18 protein-coding genes are annotated in these 19,819 nt (G+C 72.2%); 12 read left to right on the top strand and 6 right to left on the bottom strand.

Annotated elements, in window-relative coordinates; all coding sequences use genetic code 11:
* Positions 1-7: 7 nt before the first annotated feature.
* The gene (locus KBY32_RS01490; protein ID WP_055619079.1) at positions 8-1,036 is read right to left on the bottom strand and encodes a LacI family DNA-binding transcriptional regulator; all 1,029 of its coding nucleotides are present in this window, start codon (positions 1,034-1,036) and stop codon (positions 8-10) included.
* 106 nt (positions 1,037-1,142) lie between these two features.
* Between KBY32_RS01490 and KBY32_RS01485 the strand changes: the two genes are divergently transcribed.
* The 4 genes from KBY32_RS01485 to KBY32_RS01470 are packed head-to-tail and all read left to right on the top strand — an operon-like array spanning position 1,143 to position 5,154.
* Positions 1,143-2,309 (top strand): phytanoyl-CoA dioxygenase family protein, encoded by a 1,167-nt coding sequence (locus KBY32_RS01485; RefSeq protein WP_210978520.1) that lies wholly within the window; start codon positions 1,143-1,145, stop codon positions 2,307-2,309.
* 25 nt (positions 2,310-2,334) lie between these two features.
* The gene (locus KBY32_RS01480; protein WP_210978519.1) at positions 2,335-3,111 is read left to right on the top strand and encodes an SDR family oxidoreductase; all 777 of its coding nucleotides are present in this window, start codon (positions 2,335-2,337) and stop codon (positions 3,109-3,111) included.
* A gap of 58 nt (positions 3,112-3,169) precedes the next feature.
* Positions 3,170-4,174, top strand: a complete 1,005-nt coding sequence (locus KBY32_RS01475) for a Gfo/Idh/MocA family oxidoreductase (RefSeq protein ID WP_210978518.1) — start codon at positions 3,170-3,172, stop codon at positions 4,172-4,174.
* Positions 4,171-5,154: a Gfo/Idh/MocA family oxidoreductase gene (locus KBY32_RS01470; RefSeq protein WP_308293643.1), complete on the top strand. Its 984-nt coding sequence runs from the start codon at positions 4,171-4,173 to the stop codon at positions 5,152-5,154. Before KBY32_RS01475 ends, KBY32_RS01470 begins: the two co-directional genes overlap by 4 nt.
* Before the next feature lie 32 nt (positions 5,155-5,186).
* Here the strand turns inward: KBY32_RS01470 and KBY32_RS01465 are convergent, their stop codons facing one another.
* Genes KBY32_RS01465 through KBY32_RS01445 form a run of 5 tightly spaced genes read right to left on the bottom strand, consistent with a single transcriptional unit; the run spans position 5,187 to position 10,148 of the window.
* On the bottom strand, positions 5,187-6,212 hold the full coding sequence (locus KBY32_RS01465; protein WP_210978517.1) for a Gfo/Idh/MocA family protein: 1,026 nt from the start codon (positions 6,210-6,212) through the stop codon (positions 5,187-5,189).
* 25 nt (positions 6,213-6,237) lie between these two features.
* Positions 6,238-7,140, bottom strand: a complete 903-nt coding sequence (locus tag KBY32_RS01460) for a sugar phosphate isomerase/epimerase (RefSeq protein WP_210978516.1) — start codon at positions 7,138-7,140, stop codon at positions 6,238-6,240.
* A 1-nt stretch (position 7,141) separates the two neighbouring features.
* Positions 7,142-8,047, bottom strand: coding sequence for an ATP-binding cassette domain-containing protein (locus KBY32_RS01455; RefSeq protein WP_055619085.1), 906 nt, complete (start codon positions 8,045-8,047; stop codon positions 7,142-7,144).
* A gap of 5 nt (positions 8,048-8,052) precedes the next feature.
* Positions 8,053-9,132: an ABC transporter permease gene (locus KBY32_RS01450; RefSeq protein WP_210978515.1), complete on the bottom strand. Its 1,080-nt coding sequence runs from the start codon at positions 9,130-9,132 to the stop codon at positions 8,053-8,055.
* Positions 9,132-10,148 (bottom strand): sugar ABC transporter substrate-binding protein, encoded by a 1,017-nt coding sequence (locus KBY32_RS01445; protein ID WP_055619087.1) that lies wholly within the window; start codon positions 10,146-10,148, stop codon positions 9,132-9,134. The genes KBY32_RS01450 and KBY32_RS01445 overlap by 1 nt, the downstream gene beginning before the upstream one ends.
* 296 nt (positions 10,149-10,444) lie before the next feature.
* On the opposite strand from KBY32_RS01445, the gene iolC reads away from it, so the two are divergent.
* The 8 genes from iolC to KBY32_RS01405 all read left to right on the top strand — a co-directional run bounded on the left by iolC (position 10,445) and on the right by KBY32_RS01405 (position 19,819).
* Complete coding sequence (gene iolC, locus KBY32_RS01440) at positions 10,445-11,404, top strand: 5-dehydro-2-deoxygluconokinase (RefSeq protein ID WP_210978514.1); 960 nt, start codon at positions 10,445-10,447, stop codon at positions 11,402-11,404.
* 34 nt (positions 11,405-11,438) lie between these two features.
* Positions 11,439-12,317 carry a hypothetical protein gene (locus KBY32_RS01435; RefSeq protein ID WP_055619089.1) on the top strand — a complete coding sequence of 293 codons (879 nt, stop codon included), beginning with the start codon at positions 11,439-11,441 and terminating at the stop codon, positions 12,315-12,317.
* Positions 12,318-12,344: 27 nt separating this feature from the next.
* Complete coding sequence (gene iolB / locus KBY32_RS01430) at positions 12,345-13,250, top strand: 5-deoxy-glucuronate isomerase (RefSeq protein WP_210978513.1); 906 nt, start codon at positions 12,345-12,347, stop codon at positions 13,248-13,250.
* 8 nt (positions 13,251-13,258) lie between these two features.
* A complete protein-coding gene (gene iolD / locus KBY32_RS01425; protein ID WP_210978512.1) occupies positions 13,259-15,136 on the top strand; it encodes a 3D-(3,5/4)-trihydroxycyclohexane-1,2-dione acylhydrolase (decyclizing) in 1,878 nt (625 codons plus the stop codon).
* A gap of 40 nt (positions 15,137-15,176) precedes the next feature.
* Positions 15,177-16,715 carry a CoA-acylating methylmalonate-semialdehyde dehydrogenase gene (locus KBY32_RS01420; protein WP_210978511.1) on the top strand — a complete coding sequence of 513 codons (1,539 nt, stop codon included), beginning with the start codon at positions 15,177-15,179 and terminating at the stop codon, positions 16,713-16,715.
* A gap of 36 nt (positions 16,716-16,751) precedes the next feature.
* A complete protein-coding gene (locus KBY32_RS01415) occupies positions 16,752-17,537 on the top strand; it encodes a GntR family transcriptional regulator (RefSeq protein ID WP_210978510.1) in 786 nt (261 codons plus the stop codon).
* A 198-nt stretch (positions 17,538-17,735) separates the two neighbouring features.
* Positions 17,736-18,536 (top strand): glycosyltransferase family 2 protein, encoded by an 801-nt coding sequence (locus tag KBY32_RS01410; RefSeq protein ID WP_210978509.1) that lies wholly within the window; start codon positions 17,736-17,738, stop codon positions 18,534-18,536.
* A complete protein-coding gene (locus KBY32_RS01405) occupies positions 18,533-19,819 on the top strand; it encodes a glycosyltransferase family 2 protein (RefSeq protein WP_210978508.1) in 1,287 nt (428 codons plus the stop codon). Before KBY32_RS01410 ends, KBY32_RS01405 begins: the two co-directional genes overlap by 4 nt.

Below are 19,819 nucleotides of genomic sequence, written 5' to 3'. Positions count from 1 at the left end.
CATGCCGTCACCCGATGGGCGCCGGCATGTTGTACGGCGTCACGACCTGGATGGCCGACGGCACCGTCGGTCCTGCCGGGGGCAGCGCGCCGTGCGCCCGCATCACGACGTGGCACGCCTCGCGCAGGTCGTGCCGCAGGTCGTGGTGGAGCACGACGGACAGGCGGTGTTCGCGCAGCAGCCGGGTGTTGTCCTCGTCGAGGTCGTGGGCGACGAACACCGCGCACTCGCGGCCGAGGTCCTCGAAGGCGCGCAGGGTGGCGATGTTGCCGCCGCCGATGGAGTAGACGGCACGGATGTCCGGGTCGCGGTCCAGCGCGGCCCGCACCAGGTCGTACTGGGTGGCGTCCAGGCCCTGGCCCTCGGCGATCTCCACGAGGGTGCGGTCCGGGTGCAGGCTCCGCATGGCGCTGCGGAAGCCCATCTCGCGTTCCTCCTCGTTGCGGAAGAACCCGCTGCTGAGGCTGGTCAGCACATTGCCGGGCCGGTCCCCCAGCCACTGGCCCATCAGATAGGCGGCGGTGGCGCCCGCGGCGCGGTTGTCGATGCCGACGTAGGCGAGCCGGGCGGTGGCGGGCAGGTCCGTGACCAGGGTGACGACGGGGATGCCGGCGTCCACGAGCCGGGCGACGGCGGCGGTGACCTCGGGGACGTCCGGGGCCTTGAGGATCACGCCCTGCGAGCCGCGCCGGGCGATGCGGTCGAGGGTGCCGGTGAGTTCGGCGACGGGTCCGGTCTCCCGGAAGTGGAAGCGGGAGCGCACGACGGCCGGGTGCAGGGACGGCAGTTCGGCCTCCAGGGCCGCGCGGACGGCCGTGGTGAACCGCTGCGGCGCCTGCACCACCATGTCGACCATGAAGGTACGGCCCTGGAGGCGGACCTGGGTGCGCTGACGGTCCAGGTCGGCGATGGCCTGGTGGACCTCGCGCGCGGTGCTCTCGCGCACCCCTGTGCGACCGTTCAGGACCCGGTCGACCGTGGCCTCGCTCAGACCCGCCTGACGTGCGATCTCCCTGATCGGGAAGGGGTGGCCCATACGACGGCTCCTGAGGGGTTTTTGATGGCTTCCTGCTGGTTGTTCGAGGGGATTGTCAGGACAAGAATGGCATCACCGAGCCGCCCCTGTCATCGAGAGGACGACGATGTCTCTCACTTCCGCGCACCGCCAGTTCTGGCTGTCCGAGCGCGACTGCGATCTCGCGGACCTCCGCGAGCTGGTCGAACGGACCACGGACCGCGCCGACTACCCGCACGCCCGTGCCGTGGAGCAGGGCGTCCTGCTGTACGACAGCGACCGTCTGCGGGCGGCCGGGGACCCGCGGGAGGTGCGCGCCGAGCTGGTGCGCGCGCTCGCGGACGGGCCCGGCATCGTGGTCCTCGAGGGCGCCTTCCCCGACCCGGTGGTCGTGGACCGGCTGACCGCGGTGTTCGACGCGCTCATCGCCGAGCAGCGCGCCTCGGGCACCGCCGCCGGGGACCACTTCGCCAGGCCCGGCGCCAACGACCGGATCTGGAACGCCCTGGAGAAGGCCGCCCTGTACGACCCGGCCGCCTTCGCCGACTACTACGGCAACGACATGCTGGCCCTGGTGTCGAGCGCCTGGCTGGGCCCCGGCTACCAGGTGACCTCGCAGGTGAACGTGGTCAACCCGGGCGGCGCCGCGCAGACCGTGCACCGCGACTACCACCTGGGCTTCCTCTCCAACGAGGTGGCGTCCGCCTATCCGGCGCACGTGCACGCCCTGTCGCCCGTGCTCACCCTCCAGGGCGCGGTCGCGCACTGCGACATGCCGGTGGAGTCCGGGCCGACGATGTACCTGCCCCACTCGCAGCGCTACGAGCCCGGCTATCTCGCCTGGCGGCTGCCCGCGTTCCGGGAGTACTTCGAGGCGCACCACGTGCAGCTCCCGCTCGCCAAGGGCGACGCGGTCTTCTTCAACCCGGCGCTGTTCCACGCCGCCGGCACCAACCGCTCGGCGGACATCCGGCGCACCGCCAACCTGCTGCAGGTGTCGTCGGCGTTCGGGCGGGCCATGGAGACCGTGGACCGCGAGGCCGTGGCGAACGCCGTCTACCCCGTGCTGCTGGCCCGGCTCGCCGAGGGCGCCGGCGCGGACTGGGCGCAGAACGTGATCGCGGCGAGCGCCGAGGGCTACCCGTTCCCCACGAACCTGGACAGCGACCCGCCGGTCGACGGGCTGGCCCCGCCGTCCCAGGCGGACCTCGTCCGGCGGGCGCTCGCCGAGGGCCTGCCGCCCGAGGCGCTGCGCGCGCAGCTGCGGGCCGGCGCCGAGCGGCGCACGAGCTGACCCACCGAAAGGACCCGGAACACCCATGGGACTTCTCGACGACAAGGTCGTCCTCGTCAACGGCGGCAGTCAGGGCGTCGGCGCCGCCGTCGCCCGGGCCGCCGTGCGCGAAGGGGCGGCCGTGGCCGTCACCGGGCGCCGCGCGGAGCCCGGCGAGGCCTTGGTGGCCGAGCTGACGGCCGCCGGCGGCCAGGCGCTGTTCGTGCGTGCCGACCTCGCCGACGCCGAGCGGGCCAGGTCCTCGGTCGCCGAGGTCGTCGCCGCGTACGGCCGGATCGACTGCCTGGTCAACTCGGCGGGGCTGACGTCCCGGGGCACGCTCCTGGACACCACACCCGAGCTGTTCGACCAGCACATCGCCATCAATCTGAAGGCGCCGTTCTTCGCCATGCAGGCCGCCGTGGCCGACATGGTCACGCGCGGGGCGCCCGGCACGATCGTCAACATCATCACGTCCTCCGCGCACGGCGGGCAGCCGTTCCTGGCGCCGTACGTCGCCGCCAAGGCCGGACTGATGGGTCTTACCCGCAACGCCGCGCACGCGCACCGCTGGGACCGCGTCCGGATCAACGGCCTGAACATCGGCTGGACGGCGACCGAGGGCGAGGACGTCACCCAGAAGACGTTCCACGCCGCGTCCGACGACTGGCGGGAGCAGGCCGCCGCGAGGCTGCCGATGGGCAAGCTGGGCCAGCCGGACGAGATCGCCGACTTCGTGGTCTTCCTGCTGTCGGAGCGGTCCGGGGTGGTCACCGGCTCGGTGATCGACTGGGACCAGAACGTCCTCGGCGGCCTCGACTAGCAGCACCCTCCGCTCTCCCCTCTCCTCGTACTCCCCCGCTCGACAAGGAAGTTGAAGCATGCGTATCGGAATCCTCGGCCTCGGCCGTATCGGCGCCTTCCACGCCGAGACCCTCGCCGGACTCGACGTGGTGGACTCCCTCGTCGTCACCGACCCGTTCGCGGACGCCGCCAAGGCCGCCGCGGAGCGGTTCGGCGCCGAGGTCGTGGACTCGCCGCAGGCCCTGCTGTCGGCGGGCGTGGACGGCATCGTCGTCGCCGCCGCGACCGACGCCCACCCCGCGCTGATCCTCGCCGGGGTCGAGGCGGCCATCCCGGTCTTCTGCGAGAAGCCCGTCGCCCGCACCATGAGCGAGGGCGTCCAGGTCCTCAAGGCCGTCCAGGACAAGGACGTGCCGATCCAGATCGGCTACAACCGGCGTTTCGACGCCGGGTTCGTCGCCGCGCGCGCCGCCGTGGAGAGCGGTGAGCTGGGCGCGCTGCACACCGTGCGGTCGACCACGCTGGACCCGGCGCCGCCGCCCGCCGCGTACATCGCCGCCTCCGGCGGCATCTTCCGCGACTGCTCGGTGCACGACTTCGACATCATCCGCTGGGTGACCGGGCGCGAGGTCCGTGAGGTGTACGCCGTCGGCGGCAACAAGGGCGCCGACTACATCGCGGACGCGGGTGACGCCGACACCACCGGCGCGATCCTCACCCTGGACGACGGCACGATCGCGGTCGTGTCCAACTCCCGTCACAACGCGCGGGGTTACGACGTGCGGATGGAGATCCACGGGTTCGAGGACTCCATCGCGGTGGGCCTGGAGGACAAGCTGCCGCTGCGTTCCGTGGAGCCCGGCGTGACCTTCCCCGCGGGCACCCCGCACGACTTCTTCATGGACCGCTTCACCGACGCCTACCGCGCCGAACTCACCGCGTTCACCGAGGTGGTGGCCGGCTCCCGGCCGTCCCCCTGCACCGTGGAGGACGCCCTGGAGGCGGGCTGGATCGCCGACGCGTGCACGCTGTCGCTGCGGGAGCACCGCCCGGTGACGATCGAGGAGGTGCGGCGGGCGTGACCATCGAGTCCGTGCCGGAACCACTGCGGGTCGGCGTGCTGGGCGCGGCGCGCATCACCGAGCGCTCCCTCGTGGGTCCGGCCCGCGACCGGTCCCGAGCCGAGGCGTTCGCCGCCGCGCACGACGTCGAACGGGTGGCCGGCTCGTACGCCGAGCTGCTGGCCGACCCGGACGTCGAGGTCGTCTACAACCCGCTCGCCAACGGGCTGCACGGCCCGTGGAACCTCGCCGCGCTCGCGGCCGGCAAGCACGTCCTGACGGAGAAGCCGTCGGCGAGCGACGCCGAGGAGGCGGCCGAGGTGCGCCGGGCCGCGGCGGCGTCCGGAACGGTCTTCATGGAGGCGTTCCATTATCTGTTCCACCCGGTCACCCGCCGGCTGCACGAAATCCTCGCCGGGGGTGAACTGGGCACGCTGCGGCGGGTGGAGACGCTGGTCGCGATCCCGGCCCCGGACGACAGCGACCCGCGCTGGTCGCTGGCGCTGGCGGGCGGCGCCCTGATGGACCTCGGCTGCTACGGGCTGCACGCGACAAGGATGCTGGCCCCCTGGGCGGGCGGCGCTCCCCGGCTGCTGTCGGCCCGGGCCGGCGAACGCGCCGGGGCGCCCGGCGTCGACGAATGGCTGGACGCGGAACTGGAGTTCCCCGGCGGGGCGCGCGCGTCGGCCCGCTGCCACATGGCGTACGGCACGCTGGAGATGAGCTGCCGGATCGTCGGCTCCCGGGGCGAGGCGTTCGCCCCGAACTTCGTGCTGCCGCACCAGGACGACCGGGTCGTGATCCGCACCCCCGAGGGCGAACGCACGGAACACCTCGGCACCCGCTCGTCGTACACGTACCAACTGGAGGCGCTGGCCGCGCGGCTGCGGCACGGGGCCCCGCTGCCCCTGGACGCGGACGACGCGGTGGAGACGATGACGCTGATCGACGCGTGCTACCGCGCGGCGGGCCTCCCGATCCGGCCGCGGACCACGCTCTAGGGACGGCAGGACGGCGCGGGGGCCCCGCGCCGTCACGTCCCGTACAGCGCCGGCCGTTCCGCCAGTTGCACCGGCACCCGGCCGCCCTCCGTCAGGGCCCGTACGCCCGCCGCCGACACCGCCGCCACGGCGTAGCCGTCCCAGGCGCTCGGGCCCGTCACCTCGCCCCGCCGGGTGGCGTCGACCCAGGCCTGGACCTCGCGGTCGTAGGCGTCGGCGAAGCGCTCCAGGTAGTCCTGGGCGATGGGGCCGCCCCAGTGGCCGGCGGTCTGGGTGACCAGGGCGTGGCCGTCGCCGACGCGGGCGGTGCCGCGTTCGCAGACGACCTCGGCCTGGACCTGGTAGCCGAAGCCGCAGTTGACGAAGATCTCGACGTCGACGACGGCTCCGCCGTCGGTCTCGAAGACCACGAACTGGGGGTCGCGGACCCCGTCCGGGGCGTCGCCGGACGGGGTCGGGGTGTGCACGGTGACGGCCGTGATCTCGTGGCCGAGGAGCCAGCGGGTCACGTCCATCTCGTGGGACACGGAGTCCTCGATCAGCATCGCGGACGTCCAGCCGGGCGGGCTCGCCACATTGCGGTGCCGGTTGTGCAGCAGCAGCGGGCGGCCCAGCCGGCCCGTGTCCAGCAGCGCCTTCAGCCGCGCGTACTCGGCGTCGTAGCGCCGCATGAAGCCGACCTGGATCCGGCGCCGGCCGAGGGAGCACTCGGCCTCGACCACCCGCAGCGCGGCGGCCGGGTCCGGGGTGAGGGGCTTCTCGCACAGCACCGGCAGATCGTGTGCGAACGCCGCCATGAGCGCCGCCTCGTGGGCGGGGCCGGGTGAGGCGACGATGACCGCGTCGACTTCGGGCGAGGCCATCGCGGCGGCGGCGTCGGTGTGGACGGCGCAGCCCTCGATCCGGGACGCGACGGCCTCGGCGCGTCCCCGGTCGACGTCCACCACGGCGGTCACACGGGCCCCGCTGACGGTCTCCTCGATACGGCGCACATGGTCGGCGCCCACCTTCCCGGTGCCGATGACGGCGACGCCCAGGTCGTCCGGACGGTGGGTCATGCGTTCGGCCGTCCTCTCGGGGGCGTCAGGCGCCGCAGGACCTCAGGAACCTGCGGGTGCGGACCGCGATGGGCAGGGGCTTGTCCGGCTCGCAGGGGTACATGTCCTGCTCGACGATCGCGAACAGGTCGACGTCCAGCTTCTGCGCGGCCTGAAGGACCGGGCCGAGCTCCGGCACGCCGGCCGGGGGCTCGCACATGACGCCGCGGGCCACGGCGGGTCCGAACGGGACGCCGTTCTTCACGACGTCCGCGAGGATCTCCGGGTCCACCTGCTTGAGGTGCAGATAGCCGATGCGCTCGCCGTAGGTCTCGATCAGCTTGACGCTGTCGCCGCCGCAGTAGGCGTAGTGCCCGGTGTCCAGGCAGAGGTTGACGAGGTCGGCGTCGGTCGAGTCGAGGAACCGCTCGACGTGGGCCTCGGTGTCGATGTGGGTGTCGGCGTGCGGGTGCACGACGATGTCCAGCCCGAACCGCTCCCGCACCTCGTGGCCGAGCCGCTCCATGCCCTTGGTGAGGTGCCCCCACTGCTCACCGGTGAGCTCGGAGGGCTCCAGGATCTCGGCGGTCTTGTCGTCGCGCCAGAAGGACGGGATGACGACGAGGTGCTTGGCGCCCATGGCCTGGGTGAGCGAGGCGACCTCGCTGACGTGCTCCCAGGTGGAGTCCCAGACGTCGGGGCCCCGGTGCAGTCCGGTGAAGATCGTGCCGGCGGAGACCTTGAGGCCGCGCCGGGTGATCTCGTCGGTCAGCCGGGCCGGGTCGGTGGGCAGATAGCCGTACGGTCCCAGCTCGATCCAGTCGTAGCCGGCCTCGGAGACCTCGTCGAGGAAGCGGTCCCAGGGCACCTGGACGGGGTCGTCGGGGAACCAGACGCCCCAGGAGTCGGGGGCCGAGCCCACCCGGATGCGGTCCAGCGGTGCGGGCATGTCAGGACTTCCCTTCCGAGGAGGCCACGGGTGCGGTGAGGGCGTCGGCTTCCGGCAGCTCCTCCACGTCGACGCCGCGGACCTGCGACAGCTCGTGCTTGAGGGCGGCGAGTTCGGTGCCGCCGGCCATGTGGTTGGTGAGCTCCTCGAGGCTCACCTCGTCCCGGGAGGCGTTGAGCTCCATGGTGCCCAGGCGCAGGACGCTGAAGTGGTCGCCGACCATATAGGCGTGGTGCGGGTTGTGGGTGATGAAGATGACGCCGAGGCCGCGGTCGCGGGCGGCGGCGATGTACTTCAGCACCACACCGGACTGCTTGACGCCGAGGGCGGCGGTGGGCTCGTCCAGGATGAGGACGCGGGCGCCGAAGTAGACGGCGCGGGCGATGGCCACGCACTGGCGCTGGCCGCCGGAGAGCGTGCCGATGGGCTGCTCCAGGTCGTCGAGGACGATGCCCATGTTGCGCAGTTCCTCGTCGGCGGTCCTCTTCATCCGCTCGATGTCGAGGCGGCGCAGGGGCCAGGGGCCCTTGGTCATCTCGGAGCCGAGGAAGAAGTTGCGCCAGACCGGCATCAGCGGGACGACGGCGAGGTCCTGGTAGACGGTGGCGATGCCCCGGTCGAGGGCCTCGCGCGGGGTGGAGAAGCGCACCGGCGCCCCGTCCACGAGGAACTCGCCCTCGGTGTGCTGGTGCAGCCCAGAGATGATCTTGATGAGGGTGGACTTGCCGGCGCCGTTGTCGCCGAGGACGCAGGTGACCTGGCTGGGGAAGACCTTGAGGTCGACGCCGTGCAGGGCGCGGATGTTGCCGTAGGACTTGCCCGCGCCGCGCAGTTCGACGAGCGGGGCGTCCCCCGCGGGGGTCTGGTCCTTCACGGCACTGTGTGTGCCGGTTCCTTCGGTGGTCATGTCGGTCACCTCCTGGTCGCCGTGCGCTGGACCCACTGGTTGATGAGGACGGCGCCGAGGAGCATCACGCCGAGGAACGCCTTGAACCAGTCGGGGTTCCAGCCGGCGTAGACGATGCCCTGCTGGACCATGCCGAACATGAAGGCGCCGAAGACCGGGCCGATGGCCGAGCCGGCTCCGCCGGTGAGGAGGCAGCCGCCGATGACCGCCGCCGCGATGTAGATGAGCTCCTGTCCGACGCCCTCGCCGGACTGCACGGTGTTGAACGAGAACAGCTGGTGCATGCCGACGAACCAGGCTCCGAAGCCGACCAGCATGAACAGCGAGATCTTGGTGAACGTGACGGGGACACCGACGGCCCGCGCGCTGTGCTTGTTGCCGCCGACGGCGAAGATCCAGTTGCCGTACTTGGTGCGGATCAGCACCCACGTGGCGAGGGCCGCGAACACCAGCCACCAGATGACGGTGATCTTCACGTCGACGCCGCCGACCTCGAACGACGAGGCGAAGATCGCCTTGGCCTGGTCGAAGCCGTCCATGTCGCTGATGTCGTCGGTGGCGACGTTGCCGGTGACCAGCTTGGTGACCGCGAGGTTGACGCCCTGGAGGATCAGGAAGGTGCCCAGGGTGACCAGGAAGCTCGGCAGCCCGGTCTTCACCAGCATCCAGCCGTTGAAGAGGCCGACCGCCAGCGAGACGACGAGGGCGACGATCACGCCGACCCAGACGTTCATCGTCAGCTGGTAGCTGACCATGCTCGCGGTCAGGGCGGAGGTGACCACGGCGACGCCGGCCGACAGGTCGAACTCACCGCCGATCATCAGCAGGGCCACGGGCAGCGCCATGATCCCGATGGTCGACGACTGGTACAGGATGTTCGCCATCGAGCTGCCGTCGCGTACGGCCGGCGCCGTGACCAGGAAGAACACCAGCACCGCGACGGCGCCGAGGAAGACGCCGACCTCGGGGCGGGCGAGCAGCCGCAGCGCCAGCGGGCGCCGGGCGGTGCGCCCGTCGGTCTCCTTGCCCGGGCCGGGGGCCGGCGGTGTGGCCACCGCCGGCTCAGCCTGTCGGGTCATGCTCATCACCGGGTGCCCTTCGCGGCGAACTTGTCGATGGTCTCGACGTTCGTCTTGTCGACGAACGCCGGGCCGGTCAGCACCGGCGCCTCGCCGCCGCCCATGTAGTTGCCGTTGTTCTTGTACAGCCACAGGGAGTCGATGGCCAGGTAGCCCTGGAGGTAGGGCTGCTGGTCGACCGCGAACTCGATGTCGCCCTTGCTGATCGACTTGGTCAGGTCCTTGTTGAGGTCGAAGGTCGCGACCTTCGCCTTGCTGCCGGCCTCGGACACCGACTGCACCGACGTCAGCGCGAACGGGGCGCCGAGCGCGACGACGTAGTCGATGTCGCTGTCCGTCTTCAGTTTGGCGGTGATCGTGGACTTCACGCTCGGCATGTCCGTGCCGTTGACGTTCAGGGTCTCCAGGGAGCCCTCGAACGTCTTCTTCACACCGTCGCAGCGCTGGGTGAGGCCGATGTTGCCCTGCTCCTGGATGACACAGACGGCCTTCTTGGCGCCGGACTCGTTGAGCCGCTTGCCGAGGGCCTCGCCGGCCACCGTCTCGTCCTGCCCGAAGAACTCCGTCAGGCCGAGCTTCTGCCACTCGCTGACGCCGGAGTTCAGGCCGACGACGGGGATGTTCTGCGCCTTGGCCTTGTTCACGACGTCCCGCAGGGCGTCCGGCTTGGCCAGGGTGATCGCGATGCCGTCGACCTTCTGGTCGATGGCGTTCTGCACCAGGTTGGCCTGGCTGCCGGCGTTGGGGTCGGCGGAGTAGATGAGCTTGATGTTGTCCTTGGCGGCGGCCGCCTCGGCGCCCTTGCGGACGATGTCCCAGAAGGTGTCGCCGGGCGACTGGTGCGTCACGAGGGCGACCGTCATTCGGGGCGTGTCGGCCTTGCCCGCAGAGGCGTTCGCCCCGCCCTCCTCGGACTCCTTGCCGCCGGAGCTGCTGGAGCAGCCCGCGAGGGTGAGCGCGGCCGCGGCGGCCACGGCCACGACGGAGGCCAGCTTGCGCGAGCGGGGGTAAGAGCGGTCCATCTTTCCAGCACCTCACTGTGCGACGGGTGTGCGACGGGGGGAAAGGGTGATCACCGGGTTACACGGTCCGGACCTTCCCTGGGCCGGGCAGTGTGCCGTGGAACACGACGGTTGCGCTGGGACGGGATCAAATCCCTAGATGCGCTCGCTGTCAATACTTTGTTAAGACATCATTTCACGCTCAGGTCCGAATGTAAGTACAAACTATTGACAGCGTCGGCCTCCGCGTCCTACACCTGGGAGGCGGCAGGCCCCTCGGGACCCGCACCCCCTGTCCAGCTCTAGGAGCGTCACGCATGGCCGAGACAGCCAAGCCCTTCGACTTGATCACGATGGGAAGAATAGGAGTCGACCTCTACCCCCTGCAGTCCGGCCTCCCTCTGGAGCGGGTGGAGACGTTCGGCAAGTTCCTCGGCGGATCGGCCGCGAACGTCGCCGTCGCCGCCGCCCGGCTGGGCCGCGAGACCGCCGTGATCACGCGCACCGGCGCCGACCCGTTCGGCGCGTACCTGCACGAGGCGCTGAAGGACTTCGGCGTGGACGACCGCTGGGTGACCCCGGTCACCGCCCACCCGACCCCCGTGACGTTCTGCGAGATCTTCCCGCCCGACGACTTCCCGCTGTACTTCTACCGGCAGCCCAAGGCCCCCGACCTGGAGATCCGAACCGACGAGCTGGACCTCGACGCGATCCGCGCGGCCCGGGTCTTCTGGATCACCGGCACCGGCCTCAGCGAGGAGCCCAGCCGTACGGCGACCCTCGCGGCCCTCGCCCACCGGGCCAAGGCCGGCACCACGGTCTTCGACCTCGACTGGCGCCCCATGTTCTGGCGCGATCCCGACCAGGCCCGCCCGTACTACGCCGAGGCGCTGCGGCACGCCACGGTCGCCGTCGGCAACCTCGACGAGTGCGAGGTCGCCACCGGCGTCCGCGAGCCCGAGGCGTGCGCCCAGGCACTGCTCGCGGCCGGCGTGGAGCTGGCGGTCGTCAAGCAGGGCCCCAAGGGCGTGCTGGCGGTCCACCGCGACGGCACCCGGGCCGAGGTGCCGCCGGTCCCGGTCGAGGTCGTCAACGGGCTGGGCGCGGGCGACGCCTTCGGCGGCTCCCTCGTCCACGGCCTGCTGTCCGGCTGGGAGCTGGAGAAGGTCATGCGGCACGCCAACGCCGCCGGCGCCCTCGTCGCCTCCCGCCTCGCCTGCTCCTCCGCCATGCCCACCGGGTCCGAGGTCCAGGACCTCCTCGCCCGGGCGTCATGAGCGCCCGCCGAGCCACCCCTGAACGGAGCTTTCGTTGAGTCTCTCCATCCCCGACCTCACCGCGGTCAGAGCCCGGCACCCCGAGGCGATCGCGGAGGCCGCCGCCCGGCGGGTGCGCCGCCCGCTGATCGGCGCGAGCGGGCGCCTGATGATCGTGGCCGCCGACCACCCGGCCCGCGGCGCCCTCGGCGTCGGCGACCGGCGCCTCGCCATGGCCAACCGGGCCGATCTCCTGGAACGCCTGTGCGTGGCGCTGTCCCGGCCCGGCGTCGACGGGGTCCTGGCCACCGCGGACATACTCGAGGACCTGCTGCTCCTCGGTGTTCTGGACGGCAAGGTCGTCATGGGCTCCATGAACCGCGGCGGTCTGGCCGGGGCGTCCTTCGAGATGGACGACCGCTTCACCGGGCACCGCGCCGAGGACATCGAGCGGATGCGGTTCGACGCGGGCAAGCTGCTGGTCCGTATCGACCTCTCCGATCCCGGCTCGCTGACCACCCTGGAGTCGTCGGCCCGCGCCGTCGACGCGATGGCCGCCCGCCGGCTGCCGCTGTTCGTCGAGCCCTTCATGTCCCGGCGGATCGACGGCAAGGTGCGCAACGACCTCTCCGCCGAAGCCGTCATCCGGTCCATCGCGATCGCCTCGGGCCTGGGCGGCACCTCCGCCTACACCTGGCTCAAGCTGCCGGTCACCGAGAACCCCGACCACATGGCCGAGGTCCTCGAGACCTCCACGCTGCCCGTGGTCCTGCTCGGCGGCGAGGTCGGCGGCGACCAGGAGGGGGCGTACGAGCGCTGGCGCAAGGCGCTGCGGCTGCCGACGGTCCAGGGCATGGTCGTCGGCCGCTCGCTGCTCTACCCGGCCGAGGGCACTGTGGAGACGGCCGTGGACACGGCCGTCGGCCTGTTGTGACACGCACTGCGACGTGGAGGAACGACTGTGACGCTCGATGACGCGACGACGTACCACCTCCCCGCGGGAAAGGCGCTCGGCGGCCCGTACGTCGTCGACGTCACCCCGGAGAAGGCCCGCTGGGGGTACTCGAGCCTGCGGGTCCTGGAGCTGCCGCCCGGCGGCACGCACACCTTCGAGACCGGCGACAGCGAGTGGATCGTGCTGCCGCTGTCCGGGGGCTGCACGGTGACGGCCACCGACGACTTCGGTCACGACACGTTCACGCTCACCGGCCGCGGCAGCGTGTTCGCGGCCGTCACCGACTTCGCCTATGTGCCGCGCGACGCCCGGGCGGCCGTCACCTCGCCGGGCGGTGGACGGTTCGCGCTGACCGGCGCCCGCTGCACCCGGCGGCTGCCCGCCCGCTACGGACCGGCCTCGTCGGTGCCGGTGGAGCTGCGCGGCACCGGGAACTCCTCCCGCCAGGTGAACAACTTCGGCGCGGCCGGGGTCTTCGAGTGCGACCGGCTCATCGCGGTCGAGGTGATCACGCCCGGCGGCAACTGGTCGTCGTTCCCGCCGCACAAGCACGACGAGCACCGGCCCGGCGAGGAGTCGGTCCTCGAGGAGATCTACTACTTCGAGTTCGCCGGTCACGACGGCATCCCCGGCCTCGGCTACCAGCGCGTCTCGCCGTCCGGCCACGGCCGCGGCACCGACGTCCTCGCGGAGGTGCGCGACGGCGACGTCGTGCTGATCCCCGACGGCTGGCACGGGCCGTCGATGGCGGTGCCGGGCCACCACATGTACTACCTGAACGTCATGGCGGGCCCCGAGGAGGAGCGCGCCTGGCTGATCTGCGACCACCCCGACCACGCCTGGATCCGCGGCACCTGGCCGGACCAGCCCGTCGACCCCCGTCTGCCCCTCTACACCGCCCCGTCCCAGTGAGGTCACCGATGAGCTCATCCACCGTCCGACTGACCGTCGCCCAGGCGCTGGTGCGGTTCCTGTCCGTGCAGTACACCGAGCGCGACGGCGTCCGGCACCGGCTGATCGCCGGCACCTGGGGCATCTTCGGGCACGGCAACGTGGCCGGCGTGGGCCAGGCGCTGCTGGAGGCGGGCGAGGAGACCATGCCGTTCCACCAGGGACGCAACGAGCAGTCCATGGTGCACGCGGCCGTCGGCCACGCCCGTCAGCTCAACCGGCTCTCCGCGCAGGCGGTGACGACGTCGATCGGCCCCGGCGCCACCAACCTGGTCACCGGCGCGGCCCTCGCCACCATCAACCGCCTGCCGGTCCTGCTGCTGCCCGGCGACTACTTCGCCTCGCACGCCCCGGACCCGCTGCTCCAGCAGCTGGAGCACCCGGTCGAGGCGGACGTGTCGGTCAACGACACACTGCGCCCGGTCTCCCGTTACTTCGACCGGGTCACCCGCCCCGAGGCGCTGATCCCGTCCGCGCTGCACGCCATGCGGGTGCTCGCCGACCCCGCCGAGACCGGCGCGGTGACGCTGGCCCTCCCCCAGGACGTCCAGGCGGAGGCGTACGACTGGCCGGAGGAGTTCCTCGCCGAGCGCGTGTGGCCCGTACGGCGTCCCGCGCCGGACCCGGCCGAGCTGGCGGCGGCCGTGCAGGCGATCCGCTCCGCGCGGCGCCCGCTGCTCCTCGCGGGCGGCGGGGTGCACCACAGCGAGGCCGAGGACGCGCTGCGGGCGTTCGTGGAGGCGACCGGCGTCCCCGTGGCCTCCACACAGGCCGGCAAGGGCTCGCTGCGCTTCGACCACCCCGCCGACCTCGGCGGCATCGGCCACACCGGCACCTCCGCGAGCGACGACCTGGCCCGCACCGCGGACCTGGTGATCGGCGTCGGCACCCGGTACACCGACTTCACGACGGCGTCCGGCACGCTCTTCCAGAACCCGGACGTACGGTTCCTGAACCTCAACATCACCGGCTTCGACGCGCACAAGCTGTCCGCGCGGACGCTGGTCTGCGACGCCCGCTCCGGGCTCACCCTTCTCACCGAGGCGCTCGCCGGGCACCGGGTGGACGCCGCGTACGAGGCCGAGTACCGGGCCGGCCGGGAGCGCTGGGACGCGGTCGTCGAGGCCGCCTACCGCGCCGCCGACGACACGGCCGTGCCGACACAGACCCAGGTGCTGGGCGCGCTGGACGCGGTCGTCGGCGACGACGACGTGGTGATCAACGCGGCCGGTTCGCTCCCCGGCGACCTGCACAAGCTGTGGCGCGCCCGCTCGCCGCGCCAGTACCACCTGGAGTACGGCTACTCCTGCATGGGCTACGAGATCCCGGCCGCGATCGGCGTCCAGCAGGCGGCGCCGGGCACCCCGGTGTGGGCGCTGGTCGGCGACGGCACGTATCTGATGATGCCGACGGAGATCGTGACCGCCGTGCAGGAGGGCCTGCCGGTCAACGTCGTCCTCCTCCAGAACCACGGCTACGCCTCCATCGGCGGTCTGTCCGCGGAGACCGGCGGCGAGCGGTTCGGCACCGCCTACCGCTACCGGGCGGCCGACGGCAGCTTCACCGGCGCCCCGCTGCCCGTGGACCTCGCCGCGAACGCGGCCAGCCTCGGCATGGAGGTGCTGCGCGCCAAGACCGTGGGCGAGCTGCGCGAGGCGCTGGCCGCGGCCCGCGCCTCGGACCGCCCGACCTGCGTGTACGTCGAGACGGACACCACCCGGGCGACCTCGCCGGGCGCCGAGGCGTGGTGGGACGTACCCGTCGCCGAGGTCGCCGGACGCGAGGCCGCCGTGGAGGCCCGCGAACGCTACGACCGGCAGGTCACGGCCCGCCGCCACCACCTCTGAACCTTCCTCCCCCGCCCCACCCCCGAAAGGCCCGCACCTCATGACGACCTCCGCGTCCCCGAAGTCCCCGGACACCCCGACGGTTCCGACGACCTTGTCCCACTGGATCGACGGCAAGCCCGTCGAGAGCACCTCCGGCCGCTACGGTCCCGTCCACAACCCGGCCACCGGCGCCCAGGAGAAGCAGGTCGGCTTCGCGACCGTGGCCGAGGTGGACGCGGCGGTCGCCTCGGCGCGGACGGCGTTCGAGAGCTGGGGCCAGTCGTCCCTGGCCCGGCGCACCGCGATCCTGTTCAAGTACCGCGAGCTGCTGGACGCGCACCGCGACGAGCTGGCCCGGCTGATCACCGCCGAGCACGGCAAGGTGCACTCCGACGCGCTCGGCGAGGTCGCGCGCGGCATGGAGATCGTCGAGCTGGCCTGCGGGATCTCCGTGCAGCTGAAGGGCGAGCTGTCGACGCAGGTGTCGACCCGGGTGGACGTGGCCTCGATCCGGCAGCCGCTGGGCGTGGTCGCTGGCATCACGCCGTTCAACTTCCCGGCGATGGTGCCGATGTGGATGTTCCCGCTGGCCATCGCGTGCGGCAACACCTTCGTGCTGAAGCCGTCCGAGAAGGACCCGTCGGCGTCCCTGCTGCTGGCCCGGCTGGCCTCCGAGGCGGGGCTGCCGGAGGGGGTGCTGAACGTCGTGCAGGGCGACAAGGTGGCCGTGGACCGGCTTCTCGAGCACCCGGACGTCGAGGCGGTGTCGTTCGTCGGCTCGACGCCGATCGCGCGGTACATCCAGCTGAAGGCCGTCGAGCACGGCAAGCGGGTGCAGGCCCTCGGCGGCGCCAAGAACCACATGCTGGTGCTGCCGGACGCCGATCTGGACCTCGCGGCCGACCAGGCGATCAACGCCGCGTACGGCTCGGCCGGCGAGCGCTGCATGGCCGTGTCGGTCGTGGTCGCGGTCGGCGGCACCGGGGACGAGCTGGTCGCGAAGATCGCCGACCGCGCCCGGAACCTGCGGGTCGGCCCGGGCGACGACCCGGCCTCCGAGATGGGCCCGCTGATCACCCGTGAACACCGCGACAAGGTGGCGTCGTACGTGGTGTCGGCCGCCGCGCAGGGCGCGGAGGTCGTCGTGGACGGCACCGGCCACACGGTCGAGGGCCATGAGGACGGCTTCTTCCTCGGCGTCTCGCTGCTGGACCGGGTGCCGCTGACGGCGGACGCGTACCGGGACGAGATCTTCGGCCCGGTGCTGTGCGTGGTGCGCGCGGAGACGTACGAGGAGGCGCTGAAGCTCATCAACGACTCCCGCTGGGGCAACGGCACGGCGATCTTCACCCGCGACGGCGGCGCCGCCCGCCGCTTCCAGCTGGAGGTGAAGGCGGGCATGGTCGGCGTGAACGTCCCGATCCCGGTGCCCGTCGGCTACCACTCCTTCGGCGGCTGGAAGGACTCCCTCTTCGGCGACCTGCACGTGTACGGCGGCGACGGGATCGCCTTCTACACCCAGGGCAAGGTGATCACCACCCGCTGGCCGGACCCGTCCGACGGCGGCATCAACCTCGGTTTCCCCAGCAACTCGTAACCCGGCAGTTCCCGACCCGACAGGGAGGTTCGTCCCATGGCGAGGACCCGCGGCGCCGCCCGTGCCGGATCCGTCTCCGCGCTGGACCCGCTGGGCTTCGCCCTGGACCGGGGCAGTCCGGTGCCGCTGTACCACCAGCTCGCGCAGCAGCTGGAGGCGGCGATCGCGGACGGGTCGCTCGCGCCGGGCGACCTCCTGGGCAACGAGGTCGACCTGTCGGTGCGGCTGGGTCTGTCCCGGCCCACCGTCCGGCAGGCCATCCAGTCCCTGGTCGACAAGGGGCTGCTGGTCCGGCGGCGCGGGGTGGGCACCCAGGTGGTGCACAGCCAGGTCAAACGCCCCCTGGAGCTGAGCAGCCTCTACGACGACCTGGAGGCGGCCGGGCAGGGCCCGACGACCCGGGTCGTCCGCAACGAACGCGTCCCGGCCCCGGCCGACGTGGCCGCCGCGCTCGGCGTCGCGGAGGGCGCCGAGGTCACGGTCCTGGAGCGGCTGCGCAGCACGCACGGCCAGCCGGTGGCGATCCTGTGCAACTACCTGCCGGCGGACCTGCTCGACCTGGACACGGCCCGGCTCGAGGCGACCGGCCTGTACCGGATGATGCGGGCGGTCGGCATCACCCTGCACAGCGCCCACCAGACGGTCGGCGCCCGCCGCGCCACCGCCGGGGAGGGCACCCGCCTCGACGAACGGGAGGGCGCGGCCCTGCTGACGATGCAGCGCACGGCGTACGACGACACGGGGCGGGCGGTGGAGTACGGGACGCACATCTACCGGGCTTCGCGGTACGCGTTCGACTTCCAGTTGATGGTCAGGAGCTGATCCGGCCACCCTGTCCCGTGTTCTCCGGCCCCGTCGCCCCCGGCGGCGGGGCCGTCCGGCTGTCCGGCGACTCCCCCGCTTGACCATTTGTCCGATAAGAGCAGAATATTCACGTAGCAGATGTATACGACGTAAGCGTATGGCGTCGACGTACACCCCTCCGGGCATCCGCCGCAGCACCTCCGCGGAGACGGCATCATGAACACGAACAGCTCCCGCCTCGACCACCGGACCGCTCTTCTGACGCGGCCGGACGACCACCCACTGCGCCGGGCGGAGGACCGACCGCCGCCGCGCGCCACCGTGAGCCTGGTGGTGCCCGCCCTGAACGAGGCGCGCAACATCCCCTGGGTCTTCTCCCAGATCCCGGACTGTGTGGACGAGGTGATCCTCGTCGACGGCTCCTCGGTCGACGCGACCCTGCACATGGCCCAGGACTGTCTGCCCACCGTGCGCAGCGTCCCGCAGCGGGGCCCCGGCAAGGGCAACGCGCTGCGCACCGGCTTCGACGCCGCGACCGGCGACCACATCGTCATGATCGACGCCGACGGCAGCATGTCCCCCGGCGAGATCCCGCACTTCCTGCACTTCCTGGACCACGGGTACGACTTCGTGAAGGGGTCCCGGTTCATCGCGGGCGGCGGCTCCCTGGACATCACCCGCTTCCGGCAGTTCGGCAACCGCGTCCTGCTGGCGGCCGTGAACCGCCTGTACGACACGTCGCTCACCGACCTCTGCTACGGCTTCTGCGCCTTCCGCCGCAGCTTCCTGGACGACCTCGACCTGCACTCCTCCGGCTTCGAGATCGAGACCGAGATGATCACGCACGCCCTGTGCTCCGGGCTGCGTATCGCGGAGGTCCCGAGCCTCGAACTGCCGCGCCGCAGCGGCCGGTCCAATCTGCACGCCATCTCCGACGGCCGGCGGGTCCTGCGCACCCTGCTCGCCGAGCGGCCGGCGGCCTGGAAGGCGGCGCGGGCGGAGCGGGGCGCGGCATGAGCGTCACCCGGCTGCCCCGACCGGTCCCGTCCCGGCACACCGCGGCGGGCGCCCGGCGCCCCGAGGCCCCGTACACCCCGGTCGACGTCGTCGACATGGATCTGGCGCGGCCGCACGAGTTCCGTCCCCCCGGCGGCCAGGGCTCGATCCGTCCCCGTGCGCCGGTCCTGGCGCTGGTGCGGCTGCGGGGCCATCCGCTCGGGCTGGTCAGCGCGACCGGCGGCCCCGACAGCCCGACCGAACTGTGGCTCACCCTGGCCGAGGCCGCGACCCGGCAGCCGCACACCGCGGCGGCCGGGTCCCGGACCGGCACCCCCTCCTTCGCGACACCGCCCGCCAGCGTCATCGTCGCCACGCACAACCGCCCGGAGATGCTGCGGCAGTGCCTCGACGCGCTGCTGCGCACCGAGTACCCGTGGTTCGAAGTGATCGTCGTGGACAACGCCCCGGCCGACGACGCCACCGCACGGCTCGTCCTCGGCGCGTACCGGCACCGGCTGCGCTATCTCAGGGAGCCGCGGCCCGGTCTGGCCCACGCCCACAACAAGGGTCTCGCGGCGGCCCGCGGCCACATCGCCGCGTTCACCGACGACGACACCCTGGTCGACCCGCACTGGCTGCCCGCCCTCGTGGAGGGCTTCGCGCACGACCCGGCGACGACCTGTGTCACCGGCCTGATCGTCCCGGCCGAGCTGCGCACGCCCGCCCAGAACGCCCTGGAGCGGCACGGGCAGTTCGCGAAGGGGTACGAGTTCCGCACCTTCTCGCTGAGCCGTCCGCCGGACGACCCGCTGTTCCCGTTCACCGCCGGACGCTTCGGCTCCGGCACCAACATGGCCTTCCGGGTGGACGCGTTGCGTGCCCTCGGCGGCTTCGACCCGGCGACGGGCGTGGGCACACCGGCCCACGGCGGGGACGACCTGCTGGCCTTCTTCCGGGTCCTGGCGGCCGGTCAGACCCTCGCCTACCAGCCCGACGCGGTCGTCTGGCACCGCCATCGGCGCACGCACGACGCCCTGGACCGCCAGGCGTTCGGCTACGGCGCCGGGCTCGGCGCCTATCTGACGGCCGCCCTGCTCCACGAGCCCCGTATGCTGCCCGCCCTGCTGCGCGCGCTGCCCCGAGGCGTCCTGCTCGCCCTGACCCGGACGCACGACCGGATGACCGAGGACACCGCCTGGTCCCGGCGGCTCGCCCTGCTGGAGCTGCGCGGACTGCTGTACGGGCCCTTCGGCTATCTGCGCAGCCGCCGGCTCAACGGCGCGGACGCCGCACCGGACTGA

Source organism: Streptomyces sp. RK62 (assembly GCF_018070255.1).
In the GTDB taxonomy this organism is placed as follows: Bacteria; Actinomycetota; Actinomycetes; order Streptomycetales; family Streptomycetaceae; genus Streptomyces; species Streptomyces nigra.
Note: the sequence above shows the minus strand (reverse complement) of the source record. Positions and strands in the feature narration are given on the sequence as shown.

What these genes read in the sequence shown, in the direction of transcription:
- iolC (WP_210978514.1), top strand. Translation starts at nt 10,445, where the DNA reads ATGGCCGAGACAGCCAAGCCCTTCGACTTGATCACGATGGGAAGAATA.
- KBY32_RS01490 (WP_055619079.1), bottom strand. Translation starts at nt 1,036, where the DNA reads ATGGGCCACCCCTTCCCGATCAGGGAGATCGCACGTCAGGCGGGTCTG.
- iolD (WP_210978512.1), top strand. Translation starts at nt 13,259, where the DNA reads ATGAGCTCATCCACCGTCCGACTGACCGTCGCCCAGGCGCTGGTGCGG.
- KBY32_RS01445 (WP_055619087.1), bottom strand. Translation starts at nt 10,148, where the DNA reads ATGGACCGCTCTTACCCCCGCTCGCGCAAGCTGGCCTCCGTCGTGGCC.
- KBY32_RS01455 (WP_055619085.1), bottom strand. Translation starts at nt 8,047, where the DNA reads ATGACCACCGAAGGAACCGGCACACACAGTGCCGTGAAGGACCAGACC.
- KBY32_RS01480 (WP_210978519.1), top strand. Translation starts at nt 2,335, where the DNA reads ATGGGACTTCTCGACGACAAGGTCGTCCTCGTCAACGGCGGCAGTCAG.
- KBY32_RS01410 (WP_210978509.1), top strand. Translation starts at nt 17,736, where the DNA reads ATGAACACGAACAGCTCCCGCCTCGACCACCGGACCGCTCTTCTGACG.
- KBY32_RS01450 (WP_210978515.1), bottom strand. Translation starts at nt 9,132, where the DNA reads ATGAGCATGACCCGACAGGCTGAGCCGGCGGTGGCCACACCGCCGGCC.
- KBY32_RS01475 (WP_210978518.1), top strand. Translation starts at nt 3,170, where the DNA reads ATGCGTATCGGAATCCTCGGCCTCGGCCGTATCGGCGCCTTCCACGCC.
- KBY32_RS01460 (WP_210978516.1), bottom strand. Translation starts at nt 7,140, where the DNA reads ATGCCCGCACCGCTGGACCGCATCCGGGTGGGCTCGGCCCCCGACTCC.
- KBY32_RS01405 (WP_210978508.1), top strand. Translation starts at nt 18,533, where the DNA reads ATGAGCGTCACCCGGCTGCCCCGACCGGTCCCGTCCCGGCACACCGCG.
- KBY32_RS01420 (WP_210978511.1), top strand. Translation starts at nt 15,177, where the DNA reads ATGACGACCTCCGCGTCCCCGAAGTCCCCGGACACCCCGACGGTTCCG.
- KBY32_RS01415 (WP_210978510.1), top strand. Translation starts at nt 16,752, where the DNA reads ATGGCGAGGACCCGCGGCGCCGCCCGTGCCGGATCCGTCTCCGCGCTG.
- KBY32_RS01465 (WP_210978517.1), bottom strand. Translation starts at nt 6,212, where the DNA reads ATGACCCACCGTCCGGACGACCTGGGCGTCGCCGTCATCGGCACCGGG.
- KBY32_RS01485 (WP_210978520.1), top strand. Translation starts at nt 1,143, where the DNA reads ATGTCTCTCACTTCCGCGCACCGCCAGTTCTGGCTGTCCGAGCGCGAC.